This window comes from Streptomyces sp. NTD107, from assembly GCF_059510435.1.
Genome location: NZ_JCAJZV010000003.1, coordinates 341,069 through 365,585, shown reverse-complemented (window position 1 = coordinate 365,585; position 24,517 = coordinate 341,069). Strand labels below are relative to the sequence as shown.

Here is a 24,517-nt window from a genome sequence, read left to right as displayed (position 1 = left end):
ACACCATGACCGATCGACGGCGAGCCTCGGGGCGCCAGGACCGGCCCCGCGAGGAGCACAACCCCTTCGCGCCGCCGCCCGAGGGCCAGCCCGACCGGCCGTGGCAGTCCCGCCGTGACGAGGACGGGAACGGCGAGGGGAACGGCGAGGAGAAGAAGGACCCGGCACACGGGGACAGCGGGGCCAGCGGGGACAGCGAGGGCGGCGAGGAGAACCAGCGCTCGCGCTGGGGCAGCCAGTGGAGCCGGCGCCAGCCGGGCCGGGGCGGCCCCGGCTTCGGCGAGTCCCCGCGCCGCCCGGGCGGCAACGGCCGCGACGGCGGCCCCGGCCCGCTCGGCCCGCGCTGGGACCCGACCGACCCGGCGCAGCGGCACGCCCGGTACGCCGTGCTGGCCGGCATGTGGGGCATCTTCGCCGGTCTTTTCGGCTGGGAGTGGCTGGGGCTGCTGCTGGGCGCGCTGGCCCTGTACTGGGGCATCAGCGCGCTGCGCGGTGGCCCGAAGGACGAGAAGGAGTCCGCGAAGAAGCCCGGGGAGCAGGCTGAGGAAGCCCCGGAACACGCTCGCGCGACGGTCGCCCAGGTGGAGGGCGAGGCACCCGTACCCCCGCGTCCGGCGACCCCGCCGGCCACCGCACCGCCCGGCGCCCGCCGCTCGCCGATCGGCATGTCGATCGCCGGTGTGATCCTGGCGGGCATGGCCCTGCTGATCGTCTTCACCACGTACACGGTGCAGCTGGTCTACAAGGACTACTTCGACTGCTACCGGGACGCTCTGACCGCCCCCACCCGCGAGGCGTGCGAGACCCATCTGCCCAAGCAGCTCCGCCCGCTCCTGGGCGAGCGCGACTGACCCGCGCCGCCCGGGGCCGCCCGCCCCGTCAGCGGGTGTGGACGCGGATGCGGTAGCGCAGCCCGGACGACGCCGAGGACCGCCAGCCCCGGTCCTCGGCCACCCGCCACTCGGGGCCCGGGGCGGGGGCGTACGTGTCGCCCTCCACCACCGCGTCGATCTCGGTCACCGAGAGCGTGGTGGCGTACTCCAGGGCGGCCCGGTAGATCTCCCCGCCGCCGATCACCCACGGGGTGCCGGCGGCGTCGGGGCCCGCCGCGAGTTCCAGCGCGTGCGGGACGGACCCGGCCCGTTCCGCGCCGTCGGCGGCCCAGTGCGGATCACGGGTCACCACGATGTTGCGCCGGCCGGCCAGCGGGCGGAACCGCGCGGGCAGCGAATCCCAGGTCCGGCGCCCCATCACCACCGGATGCCCGAGGGTGGTGGCCTTGAAGTGGGCCATGTCCTCGGGCAGCCGCCAGGGGATCGCGTTGCCCGCGCCGATCACTCCGTCGAGGGTCTGCGCCCAGATCAGTCCGACGTTCACCCTCACACCGCCACCGGGGCCTTGATGGCCGGGTGGTGCCGGTAGTCGAGCACCTCCACGTCCTCGTAGGCGTAGTCGAACAGCGAGTCGGCGCGGCGCAGCCGCAGCCGGGGGAAGGCGAAGGGCTCGCGGGTCAGCTGCTCGGTCACCTGCTGGACGTGGTTGTCGTAGATGTGGCAGTCGCCGCCGGTCCAGATGAAGTCGCCCGCCTCCAGGCCGGCCTGCTGGGCCACCATGTGCGTGAGCAGGGCGTAGCTGGCGATGTTGAACGGGACGCCGAGGAACAGGTCGGCGCTGCGCTGGTAGAGCTGGCAGGAGAGCCGGCCGTCTGCCACGTAGAACTGGAAGAGGGCGTGGCACGGGGCCAGCGCCATCTTGGACAGGTCGGCGACGTTCCAGGCGGAGACGATCATCCGGCGGGAGTCCGGGTCGCGGCGCAGGGTGTCGAGGATCTCGCCGATCTGGTCGATGTGCCGGCCGTCCGGGGTGGGCCAGGAGCGCCACTGCACGCCGTAGACCGGGCCGAGTTCGCCGCGCTCGTCGGCCCATTCGTCCCAGATGGTGACGCCGTGCTCATGGAGCCGGGCGACGTTGGACTCGCCGCTGAGGAACCAGAGCAGTTCGTGCACGATGGATTTGAGGTGCACCTTCTTGGTCGTGACGAGCGGGAACCCCTGGGAGAGGTCGTAGCGCAGCTGGTGCCCGAACACGCTTCGGGTGCCGGTGCCCGTCCGGTCGGCCTTGGCCGTCCCCGACGTGAGCACCAGCCGCAGGAGGTCTTCGTACTGGGTGTCCGTCACGGGACTCGATTCTAGGCGGTGCCCGCCTCGAACGCCCGGGCCACGGCCAGGCTGTCCTCGTAGATGTGGTGGCGGGTGATCAGGCCGTCCGCCACGGTCAGGTGCAGGGCGAAGGCGGCGCGGTAGGGGCGGCCGGTGGGGCGGGCGGTCTGCCGGATCTCGCCGGTGACGACGGCGTCGGGGCCGTCCACCAGGATGCGCTCGACGACGGTGCCGTCCTCCTGCGGCACATGGTGCCGCGCCACCTCCCGGTAGTGCGCGGCGATGTCGGCGCGGGTGTGCCGGTGCCGGATCCAGGGGGTGGCCGTACGACCGTGCTCGGCTTCCGGCCAGTCCAGTTTCCAGTCGACGCGCTCCGCGTACAGTCCGGCGGTCTTCTCCGGGTCGCCGGCGGCGATGCGGGTCAGCAGCTCGCCGACGACGGCCCGGGTACTCGAACTTGTGTCCATGGCGGGGATTCTCACATGTCGCCCTCGGCGAGTTGGGAGAGGTCGGTCTCCTGGTCGAAGGGCACATCGGGGGTACGGGGCACCGCCGCCGGCGGTGCGGCGGGCGGCGGCTCCGGCCGGGTGCGGAGCCGCAGGCGGAGCCGGCCGATCGTGCCGGCCGCCTCGGGCGCCGTCCCCTCGGCACCGCGCCGGCGCGCGCGCCGCCACGGTCGTCGGCCGCCGGCCTTCGCCTGCTCCGGCTGCTCCGCCCCGTCCGCCCGGTCCGCCCGGTCCGCCCGCCGCCACAGCCGTGCCAGCCGTGCCAGCCGGACCGGCAGTTCCCGCAGCCCCGACGTCCGCAGCTGCCACCCCCGCAGCGCCAGCGCCAGCGGTACGCCCGCCAGCACGCCCCACCCGGCCGCCGCCAGGCCGGTCAGCCCCGGATCGGGGCCGAACTCCGCCAGCGCCCGGGTCCCCAGCGGCCCGCCCGCCAGCGCCGCCAGCGCGGCCAGCGCCACCCCGCACCCCACCGCCGCCAGCAGCGCGGTGAGCGCGGTGGCGCCCCAGCCGGACCCGGACCGTACGGCCCCCCGCGCCGTGAACCACGCCAGCACCCCCACCCCCGCCACCGGCACGACGGCCGCCACCGCCCACGCCGCCCAGCCCTCGCCCAGACCCACCGGGGCCACCGCCAGCAGTGGAAACGCGGGCAGCCGCGGTTCGCCACCGCCCGAGCCCGTCCCGGCCAGCGCGCTCACCGGCGCCACCACACTCCCGGCGCCCAGCGTGAACCCGGGACCGAGCCCGTACGCCGCCGCCCACACCGCCGCGTTCGGCGCCAGCGCCAGCCCGAGCAGCAGCACCGCGAACCGCCCCGACCAGGGCCCGGACAGCTGCCCGAACGTCCGCTGCGCCACCTCCGCGTGCAGCACCAGCGCCCCGGCCGCCAGCAGCGCGCCCGCCCCGACCACCGTCGCCGTCCCCGCCACCGCCGCCCGCCCGGCCGCCGCCAGCCGGTACGGGTCGGGCCACGAGGCAGGCCACCGCCCCGGCCACCCCAGTACCGACACGGCGGACGCCGCCGTCACCACCCCCGTCAGCAGCGGCAGCATCAGCAGCGCGCTCAGGGGGCGCGCGCTGATCGGCCCGCCCAGCGTGTACAGCACGGCGGGCACCGCCGCCAGCAGATACCCGGCGCTCACCCACAGCGCGGCGCGTGGCCCGACCGCCGGCTCGTCCTCACCGACGAGCGCCACCCGTACCGCCCGGTGCAACAGCCAGCACGGCAGCGCGGTGAGCAGCAGCGGGGTGAGTCCGATCGGCGCGGGTACGCCGCTGAGCGTCTCGGCGCGCACCAGCTCGGTGCCGTGCGCGAGCAGCCACAGCCCGGCGACGACGCGCAGCGCGCCGCCCGCTCCGCTGTCGGGATAGGGGGAGGTGGTCCACAGCACGAGGCCGGTCACGGCCAGCGCGCCGAAGCCGAGACCGGCCGCCACCAGGCCCTCGCCGAGCCATCTGGTGTGGGTGATTCGGCCGTCCGGGGCAAATCGCTGGATAAGGAGGCGCACGCCGCCATGCTGCCAATACCGCCCGGCAGGCTGAGGTATCGCCACGGTCGGGACCAGGAGGGAACAGCAGCCGGTGGAGACTCTGACCAGCACACCGAGCCGCACACGTACGCCCGTTCGGGGGGTGACGCCGGAGGCGGCGTTCGCGGCACTGTACGAGGCGCACGCGGCCGGGCTGGCGCGGCAGGCGTATCTGCTGTGCGGCGGCGACGCGCGGTTCGCGGCGCGGGCGATGGAGCGCGGGTTCCAGCGGAGCTGGGAGGAGTGGCCGGCGGTGGCGGCCGATCCGGATCCGCTGGTACGGGTGCGGGCGGCGGTCTACGGGTACGCGCTCTCGCCGTGGCACCGGCTGCGCCCGTGGGGGCGGCCGGCGCCCGTACTGCCGCCGCTGCTCGACCTGCCGCCGCACCGGCGCCGCACGGTGGTGCTGCACGACTGCGCCGGGGTGGGCCTGGCCGGCACGGCGGCGGAGACGGAGGCCACCGAGCCGGTGGCCCGCGCCCGGCTGGTGGCGGCCCGGGCGGCACTCCCCCCGGGCCTGCCACCGCTGGCGGCCCTGGCGGCGGCGGTCCCGGTCCGCCCCCGCCACCCCGACACGGTCCGCCACGCCGGCGAACGCACCACGGCCCGCCGCACCCGGGCCACCCTCCTCCTGACGGCGGCCACCCTCGCGGCGATGACGGCATCGGCCCTGACCGCCGTGCGCTGAACCCGGCGCGCGCCTCCCACCGCGGTTCCCGGGCCGCCGCGGCTCCGCCGGCGCGGCGGCACCCGGACTCAGCCCCGGCGGAGGCGACGGCCGCGGCGCAGACTCCGGCGATGGAGCCGAAGGCCGGCGTAATAGACCCGGGCCTCGGCCGTGTTGAGCAGGACGGCCGGGCCGGCCAGGGTCAGCAGCAGCGCACAGCCCAGGGCCTGGTAGAACACGATCAGCGCCAGCCCCAGCAGCCCGTAGCAGGCGGTGAACACCGTCGCGATCCAGCGCGCGGCGGCCGAACCGCGCCGCACGAGGCCTGCGATGAGAAAGTGCCCCAGGCTGACCGCGCCCCACAACCCGATCCACGGGCTCCAGCCGCGCAGCCCGTCCAGCATGTTGTCCTGGAGCAGCGCCATGAGCAGCAGCATCCCGGGGACGAAGGTCAGCACCCATCCCTGGTGGGTGAGGAGCGCGGCGGCCTGCACCACAGGTTCCGGTGCGCCGGGGATCGGGCGGCGCGGCGCGGTCAGTATGCCGCAGTGCGTGCGGACATCCCGGGTCAGCATGACGCCGATGGCGAAGACCGTGACCACCAGGCCGAAGAACACCACGGACAGGTCGGCGCCGGTGGCCCGCAGCAGCCCGATCTGGGCGATGAGCAGCAGGGCCAGCACCGCGACGGTGAGCGTCCAGCCCCGCCCGGAACCGCGCCGGACGGCGCGGCCGGTGACCGCGAGCAGCGCCGCGCACAGCAGGATCACGACGGCACACAGCCGCTGTCCGTCGCGGTCCCAGCCCGTGCCGCCGAAGAAGCCGTCCTCGTGGACGGTCAGCCCGGTCACGCCCAGGCCCAGGGCGACCGGGAGCATGACGAGGTAGAGGCAGCCGACGGCGGGGTCCGGGTCTCCCCCGGTGCCCGGCCACGCCCTGCGGTCCGTACCCGGCGTTCCGCTCATCCGCTGCCCTCTCCCCCGGCACCACGCCCCTGCGAGCAACAAAGCGCCGCCCGTCCGTGGTGTCAAGAGCGGCGCGGGAGCCGGCGCGGAGGCTCAGCGACGGCGAAGGGCGCCCCCGCCGTACGGTGTACGGCGGGGGTGCCCTCGGCGCAGCAGATCGCTCAGCTCGCGGCCAGCAGCTCGCGGGCCAGCAGCGCGGTCTCGGACGGGGTCTTGCCGACCTTCACGCCCGCGGCCTCCAGGGCCTCCTTCTTGGCCTGCGCCGTGCCGGAGGAGCCGGAGACGATGGCGCCGGCGTGGCCCATGGTCTTGCCCTCGGGCGCGGTGAAGCCCGCCACGTAGCCGACGACCGGCTTGGTGACGTTGGCCTTGATGAAGTCCGCGGCCCGCTCCTCGGCGTCGCCGCCGATCTCGCCGATCATCACGATCAGATCGGTGTCGGGGTCGGCCTCGAACGCCGCCAGGGCGTCGATGTGGGTGGTGCCGATGATCGGGTCACCGCCGATGCCGACCGCCGAGCTGAAGCCGATGTCGCGCAGCTCGTACATCATCTGGTAGGTCAGGGTGCCCGACTTCGACACCAGACCGATCCGGCCGGGCTTGGTGATGTCGGCCGGGATGATGCCCGCGTTGGACTGGCCCGGGGTGATCAGCCCGGGACAGTTGGGGCCGATGATGCGGGTCTTGTTGCCCTTCTGGCCGGCGTACGCCCAGAAGGCGGCGGTGTCGTGCACCGCGATGCCCTCGGTGATGACGACGGCCAGCGGGATCTCGGCGTCGATCGCCTCGATGACCGCGTCCTTGGTGAACTTCTCCGGTACGAAGATCACGGTGACGTCGGCGCCGGTGGCCTCGATGGCCTCCTTGACGCCGCCGAAGACCGGGATCTCGGTGCCGTCGAAGTCAACGGTGGTGCCCGCCTTGCGCGGGTTGACGCCGCCGACGATGGTGGTGCCGGAGGCCAGCATCCGCCGGGTGTGCTTCTGGCCCTCGGAGCCGGTCATCCCCTGGACGATGACCTTGCTTTCCTTGGTGAGAAAGATAGCCATGGTGTGTTCGGTGTCCTCGTCCGTCGTTACTTGGCGGCCAGCTCGGCGGCGCGGTCGGCCGCGCCGTCCATGGTGTCGACCTGCTCCACCAGCGGGTGGTTGGCGTCGGTCAGGATCTTCCGGCCCAGCTCGGCGTTGTTGCCGTCGAGACGGACGACGAGCGGCTTGGTGACGGCCTCGCCCTTGCTCGCCAGCAGGTCGAGCGCCTGGACGATGCCGTTGGCGACGGCGTCGCAGGCGGTGATGCCGCCGAAGACGTTGACGAAGACCGACGTGACGTCGGGGTCGCCCAGGATGATCTCCAGGCCGTTGGCCATCACCTCGGCGGACGCGCCGCCACCGATGTCGAGGAAGTTGGCCGGCTTGGCGCCGCCGTGGGCCTCGCCCGCGTACGCGACGACGTCCAGGGTGCTCATGACGAGCCCGGCGCCGTTGCCGATGATGCCGACGTTGCCGCCTTCGAGCTTGACGTAGTTGAGGCCCTTGGCCTTGGCCGCCGCCTCCAGGTGGTTGGCCGCGGCCTTGTCCTCCAGCTCGGCGTGGCCGGGCTGGCGGAACTCGGCGTTCGCGTCCAGGGAGACCTTGCCGTCCAGCGCGACGATCTTGCCCTCGCCGGTCTTGACCAGCGGGTTGACCTCGACCAGCAGGGCGTCTTCCTTGATGAAGACGTCCCACAGCCGCTGGAGGGTGGTGACGACCTGGTCGGCGATCTCGGCCGGGAACTTCGCCGCCTCGACGATCTCGCGCGCCTTGGCCTCGGTGACCCCGTCGATCGGGTTCACGGGGATCTTGGCGAGCGCCTCGGGGTTGGTGGCGGCGACCTCCTCGATCTCCACGCCGCCCTCGACGGAGGCCATGGCGAGGAAGGTGCGGTTGGTGCGGTCCAGGAGGAAGGAGACGTAGTACTCCTCCACGATGTCCGCGGTCTGGGCCAGCATCACCTTGTGGACGGTGTGGCCCTTGATGTCCATGCCCAGGATGGCGCGGGCCTTCTCCACCGCGTCCGCGGGGTCGGCGGCGAGCTTGACGCCGCCGGCCTTGCCACGGCCACCGACCTTCACCTGCGCCTTGACGACCGCGCGGCCACCGAGTCGCTCGGTCACCTCGCGCGCCGCCTCCGGCGTGTCGATGACTTCACCGGCCAGCACCGGTACGTCATGCTTGGCGAAGATGTCCCTCGCCTGATACTCGAACAGGTCCACGCGCGTCCGTCCCTCAATCAGTGGTCTCGCGGTTCGTACTTTCAGCGTGGGCGTGCCGGGTGGCCGCAGCGCATGCGATTCAGGCGGGCAAGCGAGCACGCGGCAGGTCCGCAGTGCAGCGTACCGGGGGGCTATTTGCCTATTTGAAATCCAGGTCACACCTGGGTGGTGACAAGGGTCACAAAACCGTACGGGCCTGCCGCGCCGGGGCCGGTCAGGCGGCCCGGATGTGCTCCCGCACCCAGGTCACGACGTCGCCGGTGGGCGCCCCGGGGGTGAAGATCGCCGATACTCCGGCGGCTTTCAGCGGGGGAATGTCCGCCTCCGGGATGATCCCTCCCCCGAAGACCTTGATATCGGCGGCGTCCCTTTCCTTCAGCAGTTCGATCACCCGCGCGAAGAGTGTGTTGTGCGCGCCGGACAGGACGGACAGGCCGATCGCGTCGGCGTCCTCCTGGATGGCGGTGTCCACGATCTGTTCGGGGGTCTGGTGCAGTCCGGTGTAGATGACCTCCATGCCCGCGTCGCGCAGGGCGCGCGCGATGACCTTCGCGCCGCGGTCGTGGCCGTCGAGCCCCGGCTTGGCGATAACGACCCGGATCGGTCCGGAAACACCCATCAGAAGCCTCCCGAGAACCTCCGGCGCCGATGCCGGAGTGAACGGACATTAACTTCAGCATCCCGCAATCGGCCAGGCTTACGCACGCGCCGCGAGGCAGATCACATGGCGGGTGGGGTCGGGCTCTCATTCGAACGAATATCGAACAAATCGTGTGGCACCGATGGTGCCGCTCCCGAATGGCGGCTGAATGCCCGATTCCTCAACTCGCGAAACCCCGCGAAAGATTGTCGCGGCCAGGAAACGACAGGTACAGTCGCGCTGCCGTACGCAGCCGCCGGGTCCCCACCCCAGCTCCTGTAGTCGAGCCGAAAGGCGTAGTCAGTGAGCGATCGTCACCCGTCGGGAGCCTTCTCTCCGACCGGACACACTGACGAGATCGGAAACCCCTCCTACGGGACGCTCTCGTACGACGGTTACGCGACGTACGACGGGTACCAGGCACAACCGCAGGCGCACGCACCGGCACCGACCCACACCCAGGGATACGACGGCTACCAGGGCGGTGGCTGGGACAGCGCCTACGGCTGGGAACAGCAGCAGGCCGCCGCCGGTACCGCCACGCTGGCGCCGGAGGCCGACGACCAGCAGACGTACGCCGGTTACGACGCGTACGAGACCTACGGCGCACCGGCCCCCGACACGTACGACACCCCCGTGCACGGAACCCCCCTGTACGAACAGGAGTCGCAGCCGGCGGAGGCGGAGGCGGAGGCAGCACCGGAGCGGGAACAGGACCCGCAGGCACCGCCGGAGCCGGAGCAGGAGCCGCAGCAGCGGTTCGCCGAGGCCGCCGAGACCGCCGGGGACGACGGCTGGCAGCCGGAGCCGTGGCAGCCCTCGGAAGGGCCGCAGGACGACTTCCCCGACGAGTGCGCCCCCGAACGCCCGGCGGGCCGCGGCCGGCGCCGCTGCGTCAAGCCCAAGCGCTCCGCCCTGCTGTCCGTCGCCGCGCCCTCCCTCGCCGTGCTGGGCATGACCGCCGTGGCCACCGCCGCCACCGTCTCCAGCTCGGACAGCGTGGAGGACGAGGCCCCGGTCGCCGCCCCCGACCCCGGCGAGGCCAAGCAGGTCGAGGCGAACAAGGAGTTCAACACCCAGCTGGAGAGCCTGTCCGCCGCCGCCGACGACTACGCCGACCGCGCCAACCGCACCCAGGGCCGGCTCGACCTGGAGGAACGGCTGGAGCAGGAACGGATCGCCGCCGAGGAGGAAGCCGCCAGGATCGAGGCAGCGCGCCCCAAGTTCGCGCTCCCGGTCGACCAGCACGGCCTCAGCGCCTACTACGGGCAGGCCGGCATCAACTGGCTTTCCCTGCACACCGGCATCGACTTCCCGGTCAGCTACGGCACCCCGGTGAAGGCCGTCACCGACGGCTCCATCCGCACCCAGTGGCACATCAGTTACGGCAACCTGCTGATCCTGACCGCGCCGGACGGCACCGAGACCTGGTACGCGCATCTGAGCAGCACCGCCTACCAGTCCGGGTACGTCCAGGCCGGCACGGTCATCGCGTACTCCGGCAACTCCGGCAACTCGACCGGTCCGCACCTGCACTTCGAGGTCCGCCCGGCGAGCGGCGGCACCCTCGACCCGCTGACCTGGCTGCGCAACAAGGGCCTGGAGCCCAACTGACATACGGCTGTCCGACCGCACGACAGCACGACCGCGCCACGGGGAACGGCAGGCCCGCCCCTTCGAGGGCGGGCCGCCGCGTCCGCGCAGCGCCGATCAGGCGGTGCGGTAGGCGTCGATGATGGTGACCTCGGTGAAGCCGCCGTCGGCGCCCGTCAGTTCGGCGCGCAGAGACACCGAGCCGTCGGCCGCCGGGTTGACGACCTGGATGGCGCCGGCCGTGACCACGGCCTCCTGCCAGGTCCCACCACGGTCGTAGGAGACGGCGACCACCAGCGTGTCCACGCCGGCTTCGGCCGCCGCGCCCTGAACCTCCAGGGGCACGGTGACGGTCGCCCCGGCCGGGAGGGTGCTGTCCAGCGCGGTCGCGGGGGCGAAGCGCACCATGGAGAGCGGCAGCCGTTCCTGATGCTCGGTACGGGCCGAGGTGAAGGTGTGCACGGCGTCGATCCTGGTGCTGACGGGGTACAGACCGGAACGGTCCATGGTCGTCTCCAGCCGGTACCCGGCCCGCTCGGCCGGAACCGGAATCCGCAGCCGGTCCATCGGGGCGCGCGCACCCGCGTACTCCTCGCCGTTGACGAACAGCGTGGTCCGCGCCGAGGTGAACGGCGTGTAGCCCTCGCCGCCCTCGCCGTCCGAGCCTTCGGCGAACGAGCCGGTGAGCACATCACCGTTCCGGAAGAGACCGACCGCCGGTACCCGCCCCCCTTCGCCTCCGTTGTCCACCATCGGCCCGAAGACCGCCGTGTTCATCGTGAGCCGGTACCGCGCACCGCCCGCGTAGGAGCGCCCCGGGCCCTTGATGCGCCACGTCTTGACGTGGGCCGGGTCGTCCAGATCGAGGCTGACCTTGCGGTTCGCCGGGACGAACACCCGCGCCGTGGTGGGTGCCACCACGGAGCTGCGGAAGGTCAGCCCGACATGGTGGTCGACCGTCAGGTCCAGCGCGGTGACGGGTTCTGGCGCACCCACCCGCACCTCAAGTTCCGCCATGTCCCGGGTGGCGAAACGACCCCGGAGACCGGTGGGGACGGCTCCCTCGACCTCGTCCACCGCGTAGTACTGGAGCAGTTGGTCCCGCGAGCGCAGCATGGCCTGGAAGACGGTCGTCAGCTCGGCGTTCCCGGGCAGCTCACCGACCTGGCCGACGCGCAGGTTGTTCTCGCCCGCACCGAGGTAGTGGAAGCCCCTGAAAGGGTTGCCCGCGATGGTCAGCTGAACGTCCGCCACCAGCTGCACGGGAAGAAATTCCGCCCCCTGGCCGGTGTTCTCCGGCAGGTCGTACCCGACATCGCCCGCGTCCTCGGCCGCGTAGCGCAGCGTGGTGTCCCCGGAGATGATCAGCCCCGGCTGGAACAGTCCGTCCGAGGTGAAGGTTTCGCCGGAGTCGTCCGAGCCGGTGTTCCCGAAGTCCGCGATGTAGTGGCCGGGGCGCAGTCGTACGGTGGCCGGCTCCCCCGTGGTGCCCCCCAGCACGTGGTCCGCCAGGTGATCCCGGTCGTGGAGGAAGAGCGTCCACGTCTCGGTGCCCGCTTCCCGGCCGTCCCGCCCCAGGGGAACGATGGTGACGTCGTACATCTCCGCCTCCCGCTCGACACCGGCCACCGCGCGTACCGTGCGGCCGTTGTGGTCGGTGGCGGTGAGGTAGGCGCTGTACGTGCCGTACACCTCGCCACCGATCCGGGTGTCGGCGGTGACGTCGACGGTGGCGGTACCGCCGGCCGGGACGGTGAGCCGGCCGGCGGAGAGGGTGTAGAAGCCTTCGGGTGCCGGATGGCCCTCGGGGTCGACGGCCGTCACATCGAGGGCGAGGGTCACTTCCTCACCGCTCAGGTTGCGATAGGTCAGCTCGCGGCTGACCGGGGCGGCGTCCTCGTGCGGATACCGGACGGTGCCCAGGTTGAGCGGGCCGTTCTCGGCGATGACGGCGACGTCGAGGGCGTCCGGCACACTGATCCGGCCGGTGCCCTGCTGGACCGGGGTGAGTCCTTCGCCGCCGAGGGCCGAGCCGGTGAGGGCGGCCTTGAGCTGCCGGCCGGTCCAGTCGGGGTGGGCCTGCTTCAGCAGCGCGGCGGCGCCCGATACGTGCGGGGTGGCCATGGAGGTGCCGGAGAGGGACACATAGCCGTCGGCCACCGGCGTTCCGTAGTCCCAGATCGCCGCGTCCGGTGCGCCCGCGGCGGCGATGTCCACTCCGGGGGCGGTGACGTCGGGCTTCAGCGCGCCGTCCCTGGAGCGCGGGCCGACGGATGAGAAGTCGGCGATCCGGTCCCGCTTGTCCACGGCACCGACGGTCAGGGCCGCGTCGGCCGTGCCGGGGGAGCCGATGCTTCCCTCGGTGGGGCCGGAGTTGCCGGCCGAGATGACGAACAGGGCGTCGGACGCGTCGGAGAGCCGGTTGACGGCCTCCTCCACCGGGTCGATCTCCGGTCCTGCCGAGCCGCCCAGGCTCATGGAGATGATGTCGGCGCCCTGGTCGACGGCCCACTCCATGCCGGCGATGATGTCCGACTCCCAGCCGAAGCCGTTGTCGTCGAGCACCTTGGCGGCGATGATGCCGGCGCCCGGCGCGACACCGGTGCGCTCGCCGTCCGAGTGCGCGCCGGTGCCCGCGACGGTGGACGCCACATGGGTACCGTGCCCGTCCCGGTCCACGGCGTCCGGGGAGTTGGAGAAGTTCTCGGCGGCGATGAGCTGTCCGGCCAGATCGGGGTGGTCCGCGCTGACTCCGGTGTCGACGACGGCGACCTTGACGCCCTCGCCGTCGTATCCCGCCGCCCACGCCTGCGGGGCGCCGATCTGCGGCACCGACTCGGCGAGCGTCTTCTCCATCATTCCGTCGAGTGCGATGGCCTCGATCCCGGGCGCGGCGGCCAGGGTCGCCGGTCCTCCGGCGCCGGGCCCGGTGAGCGCGTCCCAGACCCCCGCGGCCTGTTCCGCGCTGACCGTCATGGCCTCGCCGTTGATCGAATCCAGCCGGGTGCGATCGGTGGGGCCGTCCGCGACGGCTGTCCGGAAACGCGTGCCGTCGTAGCTGACGATCAGCGGCAGCCCACCGGCCCGTGCGTACGGCTCGGAGGCCAGCAGCCCGATGTCGAAGAGCCGCCGGTCGAGGGTGCCGGCCATCAGCAGCGGCTGGGCGTCCGCGGGGAGGACCAGGGTACGGCCGTCCACCGTCGTGGCGCGGAACGGCAAGGATTCCCGCCCCTGGGCCGGAACGATCGCGGTGACCTCGCCCTCGTGGTCCAGCAGGACCCGGTCACCGGTGATGAGCGTGATGGCGCTGGGCGCGCCGCCGTCCGAGGACCTGACGGGCAGGACGATCGGGTCCCCCGCGGACCCGCCGGACCCGCCGGGGTCGGCCGCGGCGGCGGCGGTGAATCCCGCCACCATACTGACCGCGATGGCTGCCGCCACGAGTGAACGTGGCACGTTGCGGCTCAATGTTCCTCCTGAGCTGGGCCGTGGATACGGATCGCGGGTGCACGGCGCACCGGATTCCGCGGTTCCGGATCATCCACGCGATGCGCGCGGCGATCCTTAAGCCCGACGGGAGGAAGCGTGGATGACCCGTGGCTCTTTCCACGAGTTGTCTGATTTCCGGTCAACTATCGGGTCGTGGGGACGGTCAGGACCCCGGACCTGGCTGAGCGGCCCGGCCGACGGCTTCACCGGCACCCGTACCCGCCCCACACACGAACGTCGGCCTCCAGGACCACGATCAGGTCCTGGAGGCCGACGTCACACGCCCGATCCGTGCACGGCGTCCCCGCGAAGGAGGCGGGCCGTCGCGGGGACGAGCCGGGTCAGTTCGAGCGCTCGCCCAACCGGTAGGCGACACCGAGCGCGGCGATCGGGGCCACGAAGACGAAGATCCAGTTGACCGCCTCGGCCCCTTCCTTCCAGGCGTCGAACACGTCGCCGAAATCACCGAAGAGGAAACCGAAGGCGCTCTTCTGCTCCAGACCGAACATGGCGGCCTCATCGGCGGAGAGTCCGCTGACCGTGTCGGCGAGGATGGCCGACAGCGCGAACAGCTCACCGAGGAACATCGACACCAGCGCGATCACCGCACCCGCCGCGTAGGCACCCCAGTTGCGCGGGGCCAGCTTGCCGATCGGCAGCGCGATCAGCGCACCGATGAGCAGTGCGGCGTAGGTGAACTGCGGGTACTCGCCGGACTCCTCGTCGAACATCGCGGCCACGATGTAGCCGTACGCGATGAGCAGCACGATCCCGATGCCCAGCGCCGCCAGGATCGCCAGCAGAACCTTGTTGCCGCCGCCCACCGGGGGCGGAGGCGGCGGGAAGCCGCCCTGCGGCGGGGCCCCGTACGGCTGCTGCGGGGGTACCGGCTGGCCGTAGCCGCCCGGGACACCGGGCGGCGGCTGCTGCGGGTAGCCGTAACCCGGCTGGGGCGGCTGCTGCTGCGGGGGTACGGGCTGGCCGTAGCCACCACCGCCCGGCGGGGGCTGGTGCGGCGGCGGCTGCTGGCCGTAACCGCCCGGCTGTTGCGGCTGCTGCCACGGCTGGCTCATGAAAATTCCCCCTGGGTGGAGAGAGTTGATCCCGTACTCCATGGTCGGAACAGCGAAGAGGAGCACGCAGAACTACGACGACGACAATGCCGGGCCATCTCATCTCGTCCGGGGGGACTTCACAAGGCTTTTATCCCGTCTGTGACAGGACAGCGACACATTTCCGGCCGACGGCGGCGCAGCGTCAGAGCTTCTCCACCGGGGCGTAACGAAGCAGCAGCCGCTTCGGCTTCTCGCCGCCGAAATCGATCGTCGCCTCCGCCCGGTCACCGCTGCCCTGCACCGAGACCACCCGGCCCAGGCCGAACGTGTCGTGGCTGACCCGGTCCCCGGCCGCCAGGGCGACGACCTGCCGCTCCGTACCTCCCCTGGCCGGGGCCCGGCCGGTCGCGAAGCCGCCGGTCAGGCCGGACGACGAGGAGGCGGTACGGCGGCTGCCGGGGGCGGTCGGCGGCGGCGCCGCCAGCGGTCCGGTGCGCCGCCACTCCAGGTGCTGCTCGGGGATCTCCTCCAGGAACCGCGACGGCGGGTTGTGCTGCGGCTGCCCCCAGGCGCTGCGCAGCGCGGCGCGCGTGACGTACAGCCGCTCGCGCGCCCGCGTGATGCCCACGTAGGCGAGCCGGCGCTCCTCCTCCAGTTCCTTGGTCTTGCCGAGCGAGCGCATGTGCGGGAAGACGCCGTCCTCCATGCCGCTGAGGAAGACCACCGGGAACTCCAGGCCCTTGGCGGTGTGCAGGGTCATGAGGGTGATCACCCCCTTGTCCTCGGCGTCCGCCTCGTCCGGGATCTCGTCGGAGTCGGCGACCAGCGCCACCCGCTCCAGGAACTCGGCGAGGGTGCCGGGGGATTCGTCCTCGCTCTCCCGCTGCTGCTCGAACTCCAGGGCGACGGAGGCCAGTTCCTGAAGGTTCTCCACCCGGGTCTCGTCCTGGGGATCGGTGGAGGACTGCAACTCGGCGAGATAGCCGGTCTGTTCGAGAACCGCCTCCAGTACGGTGGCGGGCCCGGCGCCCGACTCGGCGATGGTGCGCAGTTCCTCCAGCAGGACGTTGAAGCGCTTGACGGCGTTCATGGAGCGCGCCGCCATGCCGTACGCCTCCTCCACCCGCGCCAGCGCCTGCGCGAAGGAGATCTTCTCGCGCTGGGCGAGCGCGTCGATCATCGCCTCCGCGCGGTCGCCGATGCCGCGCTTGGGGACGTTGAGGATGCGGCGCAGCGGCACGGTGTCCTCGGGGTTGGCCAGCACCCGGAGGTACGCGAGGACGTCGCGGACCTCGCGGCGCTCGTAGAAGCGGACGCCGCCGACGACCTTGTAGGGCAGGCCGACCCGGATGAAGATCTCCTCGAAGACCCGGGACTGGGCGTTGGTGCGGTAGAAGACGGCGACATCGCCGGGCTTGGCGTCGCCCGCGTCCGTGAGCCGGTCGATCTCATCCGCCGCGAACTGGGCCTCGTCGTGCTCGGTGTCCGCGACATAGCCGATGATCCGGGCGCCGGCGCCGGCCTGGGTCCACAGGTTCTTGGGGCGGCGGCTCTCGTTGCGCTCGATGACGGCGTTGGCGGCGGACAGGATGGTCTGGGTGGAGCGGTAGTTCTGCTCCAGCAGCAGGGTGGTGGCCTGCGGGTAGTCCTCCTCGAACTGGAGGATGTTGCGGATGGTGGCGCCGCGGAAGGCGTAGATGGACTGGTCGGCGTCGCCCACCACGCACAGCTCGCCGGGGTCGTCGCCGGTGCCGACGAGTTCCCGGATGAGGGTGTACTGGGCGATGTTGGTGTCCTGGTACTCGTCGACCAGGATGTGCCGGAAGCGCCGCCGGTAGTGCTCGGCGATGTCGGGGAACGCCTGGAGCAGATGGACGGTGGTCATGATGATGTCGTCGAAGTCCAGCGCGTTGGCCTCGCGCAGCCGGGACTGGTAGAGGGCGTACGCCTCGGCCAGGGTCTTCTCGAACCCTCCCCCAGACTCCGTCTGGGAGGTGCCCCCTGTGGCCTGGGCGGCGAACGTCTCCTCGTCGATGAGTTCGTTCTTGAGGTTGGAGATCTTGGCGCTGAACGACTTCGGCGGGAACCGCTTGGGGTCCAGGTCCAGGTCGCGGCAGACCAGCGCCATCAGCCGCTTGGAGTCGGCGCCGTCGTAGATGGAGAAGCTGGAGGTGAACCCGAGGTGCTTGCTCTCGCGGCGCAGGATGCGTACGCAGGCGCTGTGGAAGGTCATCACCCACATCGCGGCGGCGCGCGGGCCGACCAGCTCGGCGACCCGCTCCTTCATCTCGCCGGCGGCCTTGTTGGTGAAGGTGATGGCGAGGATCTGCCCGGGGTGGGCGCCGCGCGCTGCCAGCAGATGGGCGATGCGGTGGGTGAGGACGCGGGTCTTGCCGGAGCCGGCGCCGGCCACGATGAGCAGCGGCGCGCCGCTGTGGGTGACGGCGGCGCGCTGTGCGTCGTTCAGGCCGTCGAGCAGCTGGGCGGGGTCGATGACGGGCTTGGGGGCGCCGTTGCGGTAGTAGAGGTCCCGCTCGGCCACCTCGGAGGACGCGGCGAAGAGGGCATGCGGGATCTCCTCCTCGTGCTCCTCGGGTGGGGGAGGCGGCGGCTCCGCACCGGGGGGTACGAGATCCGCCAGAACACTGTCGTCAAAGAGGCCGCTCATCGTCTCCCGAGTCTAGAACCCCGCCGCCGGGTGCGTTCCCCTATCCCGGAAGGGCACCGGATGGGCACCGGAGACTCCGGGAAACCCGAAACAGATCACAAATTGATTTCGGTCATATCGCACATCAGTCTTCACAAGTACCCCTCAAGGTGGCTAGCGTGCGACGGCAGGTGGCTCGCTCCCCTGCCCGCCGGCCCCGGCGGCACGAGCCGCCGGCCGCTGAGCCCGGGTGCGCCGTGGGGGCCACCTTCCCCCGGCAGGCGGACGAGGAAGAGGACACAGAAGGAGACCACCGGCCTTGGGTACTCACCGCAAGCCGCGTACCGGAATCCTGGAATCCCCCGCCGGCCGCCGGGGCGCCCTGGGCATGGGCGCCGCCGCGCTCGCCTCGGCCACCCTGCTGTCGTCCCAGACGGCCTACGCCGACGACATCGACGACCAGCGCGAACGCGCCGAGTCCGCGGCGGCCCGCGCCTCGGAGGTCAAGGACCGGGTCGACACGCTGTACCGCGAGGCGGGCAGCGCCACCCAGCACTACAACGCCGCGCAGGAGAACGTCACCGAGCAGCAGGCGCGCGTTGAGGAGCTGCTGCACGAGGCGGAACGGGCCACCGGCCAGGTCAACGAGGCCCGCCGCACGCTCGGCAGCTACGCCGCCGCCCAGTACCGCACGGGCGCCGGCTCCGCCATGCCGTCCACCCTCACCTTCATGCTGTCGGCGGACCCGCAGAGCTTCTTCGACCAGCGGTACGCGCTCTCCCGGCTCGGCGATCAGCAGCAGCAGGCGCTGGCCGACTACACCGAGCGGCAGACGGAGGCGACCGAGCAGCGCGAGGCGGCCACCGAGGCGCTGGACGAGCTGGTGGTGCGGGAGGACGAACTCCAGGCGCAGAAGGAGACGGTGCAGGGCAAGCTCGCCGAGGCGCGGCAGCTGCTGGAGCAGCTGACCGAGGAGGAGCAGAACGAACTGGCCGAGCTGGAGCGGCTGGAGCGCGAGGAGGCCGAGCGGATCGCGGAGCAGGAGCGGCTGGAGCGGGAGGCGGCGGAGCGGGAGGCGGCCCGGCTGGCGGCGGAAGCCGAGGCGGAGGCCGCGGCTGCGGCCGCGGCTGCGGCCGAAGCGGAGGCCGACGCCGGGGAGAACACCGGCGGCGGCTCGGGAAGCGACTCCGGCGGCGGGTACGCGACGAAGGCGGCGGCGGCGATCGCGTACGCCGAGGCCCAGCTGGGCAAGCCGTACGTGTGGGGCGCCACCGGCCCGAACTCGTTCGACTGCTCGGGGCTGACCCAGGCCGCCTGGCGCGAGGCCGGGGTACAGATCCCCCGGGTGACCTGGGACCAGGTGAACATCGGCACCAAGGTCGCCAAGTCCGACCTCCAGCCCGGCGATCTCGTCTTCTTCTACAGCGACATCAGCCACGTCGGCCTGTACATCGGGAACGGCCGGATGATCCACGCCCCGAAGCCGGGCGATGTGGTGAAGGTCGAGTCGATCGACTACATGCCCTGGCACAGCGCGGTCCGCCCGGCCTGACCCCCGCGGGCGCCCCGGCCCGCGAGCCTGTGAAGTTCCGGTGAAGCGCGCGTGGTCGCCGGTCCCCGGGGCGGGCGGACCCGCGTAGCGCAGATCACATTCGCACCTTCCCGCCCTGTTAGTGTTTCGCGGCCCGCTGCCCCCTCCCCCCACCGGATGCGGGGCGGCGGCGGACATCTGCGAAGACACACGGGGTTGGTCAATGAAGATTGCGACACGGGGAGCAAGGACGGCGGCGGCAGCGGCTGCGGCGGCCGGGATGGCGGCGATGCTGGCCCTGACCGCCTGCGGCGGCGACAGCGGCGGCGGCTCATCGCCGGACGGCCCGGGGAGCGGTGAGGGCGGCAGCACGTCCTCGGACACCGACACCCTCCCGCAGGACGCCGTCGCGGCGCTGGGCGGCGCGTCGTCCTTCCACGCCACGGGCACCTGGAACTACGCGCTGAGCCCCTTCGACGTCGACCTGCGCATGGACACCGACGGCACCTGCGCCGGCACCGTCACCGAAGGAGACCACGGCGGCTACGAGATCATCATCAGCGGCGAGACCGTCTGGCTCAAGCCGGACGCCGCGTACTGGGAGCGGCAGCACCGGCTCAGCCAGGCAGTGATCGCCGAGGTCGACGGCGCGTATCTGGTCCTCGACCGGGCCGACGCCCGCACCCTGGTGCTCGACATCTGCGACCCGGAACAGTACGTCCGCCAGGTCGACTCCTTCGTCACCATCAACCACCGGATCGCCGACATCGGGACCTCCACCCACCACGGCGTCCAGGTCCGCACCCTCCAGACGAGGGACGGCGAGATCAGCATGCGGATCGCCACCGGGGGCGAGCCGTATCCCATCCATCTCAAGGACCCGGGGTCCATGGCGATCGACCTGGGCTTCACCGCGTTCGGCGAGCCGGTCACCGCCGAGGAACCCGCCGCCGACTCGGTCATCACCGAGGACCGGCTCCAGCAGCTGACGTTCGCCCTCGGCTGACCGGACCTGGCGGCACCACTCAGGTGCCCGAGCCGCCGTAGTGCCGCAACTGGCCGCGCCACAGCAGATACGCGCCCGCGTACAGCAGTGGCCCGGCCAGGGGCGCGCCGTACGCCAGCCACGGGGCGATCTGGAGCCCGTCCGCCCGCTCCAGGAGCACCCCGGCCGGCAGATAGGCGACGAAGGCGACCGGCAGCAGATAGGTGAGGGCGAGCCGGGCGGCGTCCGGAAAGGCTTTCAGGGGATAGCCGCCGAAGGTGTTCATGATGTCGTCGACGAAGGTGCGCAGCGCCAGATTGGACAGCATGCGGAACGAGAAGGACGCGGCAGCCAGTTGCAGCGCCCCCTCGACCATCGCGCCGCCCGCCAGGGCCAGTACGAGATAGAGCAGCGCCCCCGGGCTCGGGGTGAAGCCGGCCGGCCCGGCGGCCAGCGCCAGCACGGCGACGCCGGTGGCCAGATCGCCGAGGGTGGGCAGATGTACCTGCCGGCACAGCAGTTGGGTGAGCACGCCGGCGGGGCGCACCAGATAGCGGTCGAACTCGCCGGTACGGATGGCCTGGTCGAGATGGTGCAGCTGACTGGTGGGCACCACCCACAGACCGTGCGCGGTGACCCGCATCCCGTACAGGAAGGCGATCTCGGCCATGCTCCAGCCGCCCAGCTCCCCGAACCGGGAGGTGATCACCCACAGGAAGAGCAGCCCGGTGCCCTGGTAGGCGGCCCCGCCCGCGAGGGTCAGCAGCAGGTTGCTCCGGTACTGGAGCTGGGCGCGGTAGGCGGCCCCGGCCAGCAGCAGATAGGTACGGAGCGCGCGCACGGCCCGGTCACCCGCCCTGCACGACGACCCGGCGCAGGGCTCGCGCCCACACCAGCCGCAGGGTCAGCCACAGCGCCACCGTCCACCCCAACTGCACGGCGAGCGCGGCCAGTACGGGCCCGGCGCCGTGGATCTGACCGAGGTAGAGGGCGATCGGCGTGTACGTGGTGGTCTGGAACGGCAGCACCTGCGCCAGCCAGGCCAGCCCCGGCGGCATGAACCACAGCGGCACCAGCGCGCCCGCGAAGAACTGCGCGACGACCCGGTGGATCATGAAGATGCCGGTGACCTCCAGGGTCCAGAAGCACACCATGGAGACGATCACCGCCAGCAGCAGCGCGTTGCACAGCGCCGGCAGCACACTGAGCGCGGCGGCCAGCGCGGCACCTGCCGATGGGGGCGGCTGGGCGCCTCCGACCAGCATGGCGAAGGGCAGGGCCAGCAGCGCGAGCGGGGCCTGGGCGGCGACCGCACCGGCCTGGCCGGCGAGCATCTGGGCCGGGAAGCCGATGGGCCGCACCAGGTCGAAGACCACGCTGCCCTCGCGCACCCGCTGCGGGATGGCGGTGGGGGCGAGCCCCGGCGGGTTGAACAGCCAGTTCTGGACGGCGGCGTAGGTGACGTACGCGAGTTGGGTCTCCAGTGGAATGGGCTGCCCGGCCGGGTAGATGGCGCGCCAGACGAGGGCGAGCAGCGTGACCTGGACCAGCAGGCCGAGCATCCGCAGCAGGAAGTCGCCCCGGTACATGAGCTGGCCGCGCAGGTGGCGGCCGGCCATGCCCCGGCAGGCGGCGTACTTCTGCCGCCGGGTCAGCACGGGCCGCCCTCACGGGCCGTGTAGATCCGGTGGACGACGCCTTCCAGGCCGGGCGCCGGCAGCGACAGATCGGTGACCGCGTGCCGGGCGACCACCGCCGCTATCACCTCGGCGGCCGGGGTACGGGCCGGGTCGAAGCGCACCGTGACCCGGCCCGGATCGGTGCCGGGTTCCGTGCCGACCCCGGGCAGTTCGACGCCGCGCCACCGGGTGCCCTCCCCCAGTTGGACGACGAGCCGGCGGCCCGGCGCGTACCGCTGTGTGAGCCGGGCGAGGTCCCCGTCGTACAGCACCTTCCCGCCGTCGATGAGGACGATCCGGCGGCACAGCCGCTCCACATCGTCCAGGTCGTGGGTGGTGAGGACGATGGTGGTGCCGTCCTCGCGGTTGCGGGTGGCGAGGAAGGCACGGATGCGTTCCCTGGCGACCACGTCCAGACCGATGGTCGGCTCGTCGAGGAAGAGCACGCGCGGCTCGGGCAGCATGGCGGCGGCCAGATCACCGCGCATCCGCTGGCCGAGGGAGAGTTGCCGCACCGGGGTGTCCAGGAACGGGCCAAGGCCCAGCAGTTCGGTGAACCGGGCGAGGGTGGCCCGGTGCCGGGCCGGTCCGACTCCGTACAGCCGGCCGATGAGGTCGAGGGAGTCGCGCAGCGGGAGATCCCACCACAGCTGGGTGCGCTGCCCGAAGACGACGCCGATGGTGCGGGCGTGGCGCTCGCGGTCCTGCCAGGGGACGATGCCGTTGACCCGGATCCGGCCGGCGGTGGGGCGCAGGATGCCCGTCATCATCTTGATGGTGGTGGATTTCCCGGCCCCGTTCGGACCGAGGTAGCCGGTGAACTCGCCCTGGGCGAGCGCGAAGGTTACCCCGTCCACCGCGCGGGTGGTGTCGTACCGGCGGGTGAGCAGCGTACGGACCCCGCCCAGCGGCCCCTCGACCCGCCGGGGCCGGCGAAACTCCTTGACCAGTCCCTCGACTTCGATCACGGGCGCCATGTCTAGCCGAACACGCGGGCCGCCCGCGACCGAATTTGCGGGTTGCGGGTGGCGGGTTCCTGGCACGATGGGGCGCATGGTGACGATCCTGCGCGGGGCACAGGTGACCCTGCGGCCGGCGGTGGCGGGGGATGTGGCCGCGCTGGCCGCGATCCGTGGCACCCCGGAGGTGTACGCGCGCTGGCGCGGCGGCCCGGACATGGTGACGGAGGTGCGGGACGATCTGGCGGATCCGGACGTCACCACACTGGTCATCGAGTACGCGGGGGCGGTGGCGGGGGCGATCCAGTGGCATGCCGAGACGGACCCGGAGTACCGGCACGCGGGCATCGACATCTATGTCGATCCGGCGGTGCACGGGCGCGGGGTGGGCACCGACGCGGTACGCACCCTGGCCCGGCACCTCATCACCGACCTCGGCCACCACCGCCTGGTGATCGACCCGGCGGCGGACAACGCGGCGGCCATCGCCTGCTACCGCAAGGTGGGTTTCCGGCCGGTGGGCATCATGCGGCAGTACGAGCGCGGGTCGGACGGCAGCTGGCACGACGGCCTGCTGATGGATCTGCTGGCGGCCGAGCTCAGCTAGCGGGGCGGCCTTCCTCCTCCTCGCCCCACTGCCGGTACTGCTTGTACGCGGGCCGCTGCATCAGGATGCGCTGCATCACGTGGATGGCGTCGATGACATCGGGGGTGTCGGAGGGGTGGATCTGCGGCAGGGCGAAGAACGCGGCGCCGGCCCTGGCCACCAGCAGCCAGGCGTCCGCCTCCTGTTCGGTGAAGCCGAGGCGCAGGACGCGGGCGCGGTCCCGCAGTTCGGCCTCGGTCCAGCCGGCGGTGGGGTCGGTCGCGGTGGCCGTGTCGGTGGGGGCCGGGGCCGGGGCCGGTGTCTCGGCGGCCTGGGCGGGAGCGGCGGCGGTGACGCCGACGGCTGAGGCACCCGCCACGGCGGCGGCGCCGCCGAAGAGGGTGCGCCGGGAAACAGGAGGTGTCATGATCCCAACAGTCCCAGAACCGTGCCCCCGTCACAAGACACGCCGTACCTTCCAGATCTCCTCCGTGGGCCACCGCCGCGCCCAGCCGGCCGGCACCGGGGTGTCGTGGCTGAACCACCGCGTACCGTCCTCGTCCTGCGGCGCGGCCAGTTCGATCAACTCCTCGACACCGAACCCGTTCGCCCGCAGCAGCCGGATCAACTCCCCGTGCGGAAGATTGAACTCGGTGGCCCGCGCCCACGCCAGCCGCCGCAGCCCGAACAGCGGGCGCAGCAACGCGGTATCCACCGGGCCGCGTTCGGGCAGACACATGGCGAACAGCGGCGACGGCCGCAGAAACACCAGTTGCCCACCGGGCGCCAGCAGCCGCGCCGCCTCCGGAATCCAGCGGTGGGGATCGCACCACAGGGAGGCCCCGTACTCGCTGATCGCGAAGTCGAACCCGCCGGCCCGGCACGGCACCCGCGCCGCGTCCCCCTGCACCAGCGGAAACCGGGCCCCGAACTCGGCCCGCAGCGCCCGCGCGGTCGCCAGCTGCTCGCCGGAGATGTCGATGCCCACCGGCCGCGCCCCGGCCCGCGCCAGCCACCAGGACACATAGCCGGTGCCGCAGCCCAGTTCGACCGCCCGCTTCCCGGCGATGTCCCCGGGGATCATCCCGACCCGCGACTCCGGTGTCCCCCACAGCCCCCACCGGGGCTCCGCCGCCGCCCAGTGCCCCCGGGCCACCGCCCGGTGGGCGTCGGCGCCGACCTCGTCCCAGTACCGCCGGTTCCGCCCCGCGTCCGTCTCCGCAGCAGTCGCCATGGGGCCATCCCACCGGCCGCGGCCCGCCCCCCGCAAGGGGAT

At 72.3% G+C, this 24,517-nt stretch carries 22 protein-coding genes; 6 read left to right on the top strand and 16 right to left on the bottom strand.

The features are described 5' to 3' along the window. Window positions 1-5: 5 nt before the first annotated feature. Window positions 6-851 carry a hypothetical protein gene (locus AC5WRL_RS09265; RefSeq protein WP_496088016.1) on the top strand — a complete coding sequence of 282 codons (846 nt, stop codon included), beginning with the start codon at window positions 6-8 and terminating at the stop codon, window positions 849-851. A gap of 28 nt (window positions 852-879) precedes the next feature. Here AC5WRL_RS09265 and AC5WRL_RS09260 read toward each other — a convergent pair whose 3' ends face one another. Genes AC5WRL_RS09260 through AC5WRL_RS09245 form a run of 4 tightly spaced genes read right to left on the bottom strand, consistent with a single transcriptional unit; the run spans window position 880 to window position 4,173 of the window. Then, a complete protein-coding gene (locus AC5WRL_RS09260) occupies window positions 880-1,377 on the bottom strand; it encodes a dihydrofolate reductase (protein WP_496087880.1) in 498 nt (165 codons plus the stop codon). A gap of 2 nt (window positions 1,378-1,379) precedes the next feature. Then, window positions 1,380-2,177 (bottom strand): thymidylate synthase, encoded by a 798-nt coding sequence (locus AC5WRL_RS09255; RefSeq protein ID WP_496087879.1) that lies wholly within the window; start codon window positions 2,175-2,177, stop codon window positions 1,380-1,382. A gap of 11 nt (window positions 2,178-2,188) precedes the next feature. Then, window positions 2,189-2,626, bottom strand: a complete 438-nt coding sequence (locus tag AC5WRL_RS09250) for a nuclear transport factor 2 family protein (RefSeq protein ID WP_496087878.1) — start codon at window positions 2,624-2,626, stop codon at window positions 2,189-2,191. A gap of 11 nt (window positions 2,627-2,637) precedes the next feature. Further along, window positions 2,638-4,173, bottom strand: a complete 1,536-nt coding sequence (locus AC5WRL_RS09245) for a cell division protein PerM (protein ID WP_496087877.1) — start codon at window positions 4,171-4,173, stop codon at window positions 2,638-2,640. Window positions 4,174-4,297: 124 nt separating this feature from the next. On the opposite strand from AC5WRL_RS09245, the gene AC5WRL_RS09240 reads away from it, so the two are divergent. After that, on the top strand, window positions 4,298-4,882 hold the full coding sequence (locus AC5WRL_RS09240) for a hypothetical protein (RefSeq protein WP_496087876.1): 585 nt from the start codon (window positions 4,298-4,300) through the stop codon (window positions 4,880-4,882). 68 nt (window positions 4,883-4,950) lie between these two features. On the opposite strand, the gene AC5WRL_RS09235 is transcribed toward AC5WRL_RS09240, so the two are convergent. From AC5WRL_RS09235 to icmB, 4 genes are all read right to left on the bottom strand, one after another. Next, window positions 4,951-5,826, bottom strand: coding sequence for a hypothetical protein (locus AC5WRL_RS09235; protein WP_496087875.1), 876 nt, complete (start codon window positions 5,824-5,826; stop codon window positions 4,951-4,953). A gap of 161 nt (window positions 5,827-5,987) precedes the next feature. Then, window positions 5,988-6,875, bottom strand: coding sequence for a succinate--CoA ligase subunit alpha (sucD, locus tag AC5WRL_RS09230; protein ID WP_496087874.1), 888 nt, complete (start codon window positions 6,873-6,875; stop codon window positions 5,988-5,990). A gap of 26 nt (window positions 6,876-6,901) precedes the next feature. After that, complete coding sequence (gene sucC, locus AC5WRL_RS09225; protein WP_496087873.1) at window positions 6,902-8,077, bottom strand: ADP-forming succinate--CoA ligase subunit beta; 1,176 nt, start codon at window positions 8,075-8,077, stop codon at window positions 6,902-6,904. 214 nt (window positions 8,078-8,291) lie between these two features. Continuing rightward, window positions 8,292-8,696, bottom strand: a complete 405-nt coding sequence (gene icmB / locus AC5WRL_RS09220) for a coenzyme B12-dependent isobutyryl CoA mutase small subunit (RefSeq protein ID WP_496087872.1) — start codon at window positions 8,694-8,696, stop codon at window positions 8,292-8,294. A 324-nt stretch (window positions 8,697-9,020) separates the two neighbouring features. Here icmB and AC5WRL_RS09215 point away from each other — a divergent pair, with 324 nt between their 5' ends. Next, window positions 9,021-10,331 (top strand): M23 family metallopeptidase, encoded by a 1,311-nt coding sequence (locus tag AC5WRL_RS09215; RefSeq protein WP_496087871.1) that lies wholly within the window; start codon window positions 9,021-9,023, stop codon window positions 10,329-10,331. A gap of 96 nt (window positions 10,332-10,427) precedes the next feature. On the opposite strand, the gene AC5WRL_RS09210 is transcribed toward AC5WRL_RS09215, so the two are convergent. The 3 genes from AC5WRL_RS09210 to pcrA all read right to left on the bottom strand — a co-directional run bounded on the left by AC5WRL_RS09210 (window position 10,428) and on the right by pcrA (window position 17,522). After that, on the bottom strand, window positions 10,428-13,766 hold the full coding sequence (locus AC5WRL_RS09210; RefSeq protein WP_496087870.1) for a S8 family peptidase: 3,339 nt from the start codon (window positions 13,764-13,766) through the stop codon (window positions 10,428-10,430). 374 nt (window positions 13,767-14,140) lie between these two features. Then, window positions 14,141-14,872, bottom strand: a complete 732-nt coding sequence (locus AC5WRL_RS09205; protein WP_496087869.1) for a hypothetical protein — start codon at window positions 14,870-14,872, stop codon at window positions 14,141-14,143. A gap of 184 nt (window positions 14,873-15,056) precedes the next feature. Next, window positions 15,057-17,522 carry a DNA helicase PcrA gene (pcrA, locus tag AC5WRL_RS09200; RefSeq protein ID WP_496087868.1) on the bottom strand — a complete coding sequence of 822 codons (2,466 nt, stop codon included), beginning with the start codon at window positions 17,520-17,522 and terminating at the stop codon, window positions 15,057-15,059. 298 nt (window positions 17,523-17,820) lie between these two features. Between pcrA and AC5WRL_RS09195 the strand changes: the two genes are divergently transcribed. Next, window positions 17,821-19,053, top strand: coding sequence for a C40 family peptidase (locus tag AC5WRL_RS09195; protein WP_496087867.1), 1,233 nt, complete (start codon window positions 17,821-17,823; stop codon window positions 19,051-19,053). Window positions 19,054-19,255: 202 nt separating this feature from the next. Then, complete coding sequence (locus AC5WRL_RS09190) at window positions 19,256-20,038, top strand: hypothetical protein (RefSeq protein ID WP_496087866.1); 783 nt, start codon at window positions 19,256-19,258, stop codon at window positions 20,036-20,038. Between the two features lie 19 nt (window positions 20,039-20,057). On the opposite strand, the gene AC5WRL_RS09185 is transcribed toward AC5WRL_RS09190, so the two are convergent. Genes AC5WRL_RS09185 through AC5WRL_RS09175 form a run of 3 tightly spaced genes read right to left on the bottom strand, consistent with a single transcriptional unit; the run spans window position 20,058 to window position 22,673 of the window. After that, on the bottom strand, window positions 20,058-20,858 hold the full coding sequence (locus AC5WRL_RS09185) for an ABC transporter permease (RefSeq protein ID WP_496087865.1): 801 nt from the start codon (window positions 20,856-20,858) through the stop codon (window positions 20,058-20,060). 7 nt (window positions 20,859-20,865) lie between these two features. After that, complete coding sequence (locus tag AC5WRL_RS09180) at window positions 20,866-21,675, bottom strand: ABC transporter permease (protein ID WP_496087864.1); 810 nt, start codon at window positions 21,673-21,675, stop codon at window positions 20,866-20,868. After that, entirely contained in the window at window positions 21,669-22,673 is a 1,005-nt protein-coding gene (locus AC5WRL_RS09175; RefSeq protein ID WP_496087863.1) for an ABC transporter ATP-binding protein, read from the bottom strand. Before AC5WRL_RS09175 ends, AC5WRL_RS09180 begins: the two co-directional genes overlap by 7 nt. A 76-nt stretch (window positions 22,674-22,749) precedes the next feature. On the opposite strand from AC5WRL_RS09175, the gene AC5WRL_RS09170 reads away from it, so the two are divergent. Continuing rightward, window positions 22,750-23,262 carry a GNAT family N-acetyltransferase gene (locus AC5WRL_RS09170; protein ID WP_496087862.1) on the top strand — a complete coding sequence of 171 codons (513 nt, stop codon included), beginning with the start codon at window positions 22,750-22,752 and terminating at the stop codon, window positions 23,260-23,262. On the opposite strand, the gene AC5WRL_RS09165 is transcribed toward AC5WRL_RS09170, so the two are convergent. Then, complete coding sequence (locus AC5WRL_RS09165) at window positions 23,255-23,668, bottom strand: hypothetical protein (RefSeq protein WP_496087861.1); 414 nt, start codon at window positions 23,666-23,668, stop codon at window positions 23,255-23,257. The genes AC5WRL_RS09170 and AC5WRL_RS09165 overlap by 8 nt on opposite strands. Before the next feature lie 30 nt (window positions 23,669-23,698). Continuing rightward, window positions 23,699-24,475, bottom strand: coding sequence for a class I SAM-dependent methyltransferase (locus tag AC5WRL_RS09160; protein ID WP_496087860.1), 777 nt, complete (start codon window positions 24,473-24,475; stop codon window positions 23,699-23,701). Window positions 24,476-24,517: the final 42 nt, after the last annotated feature.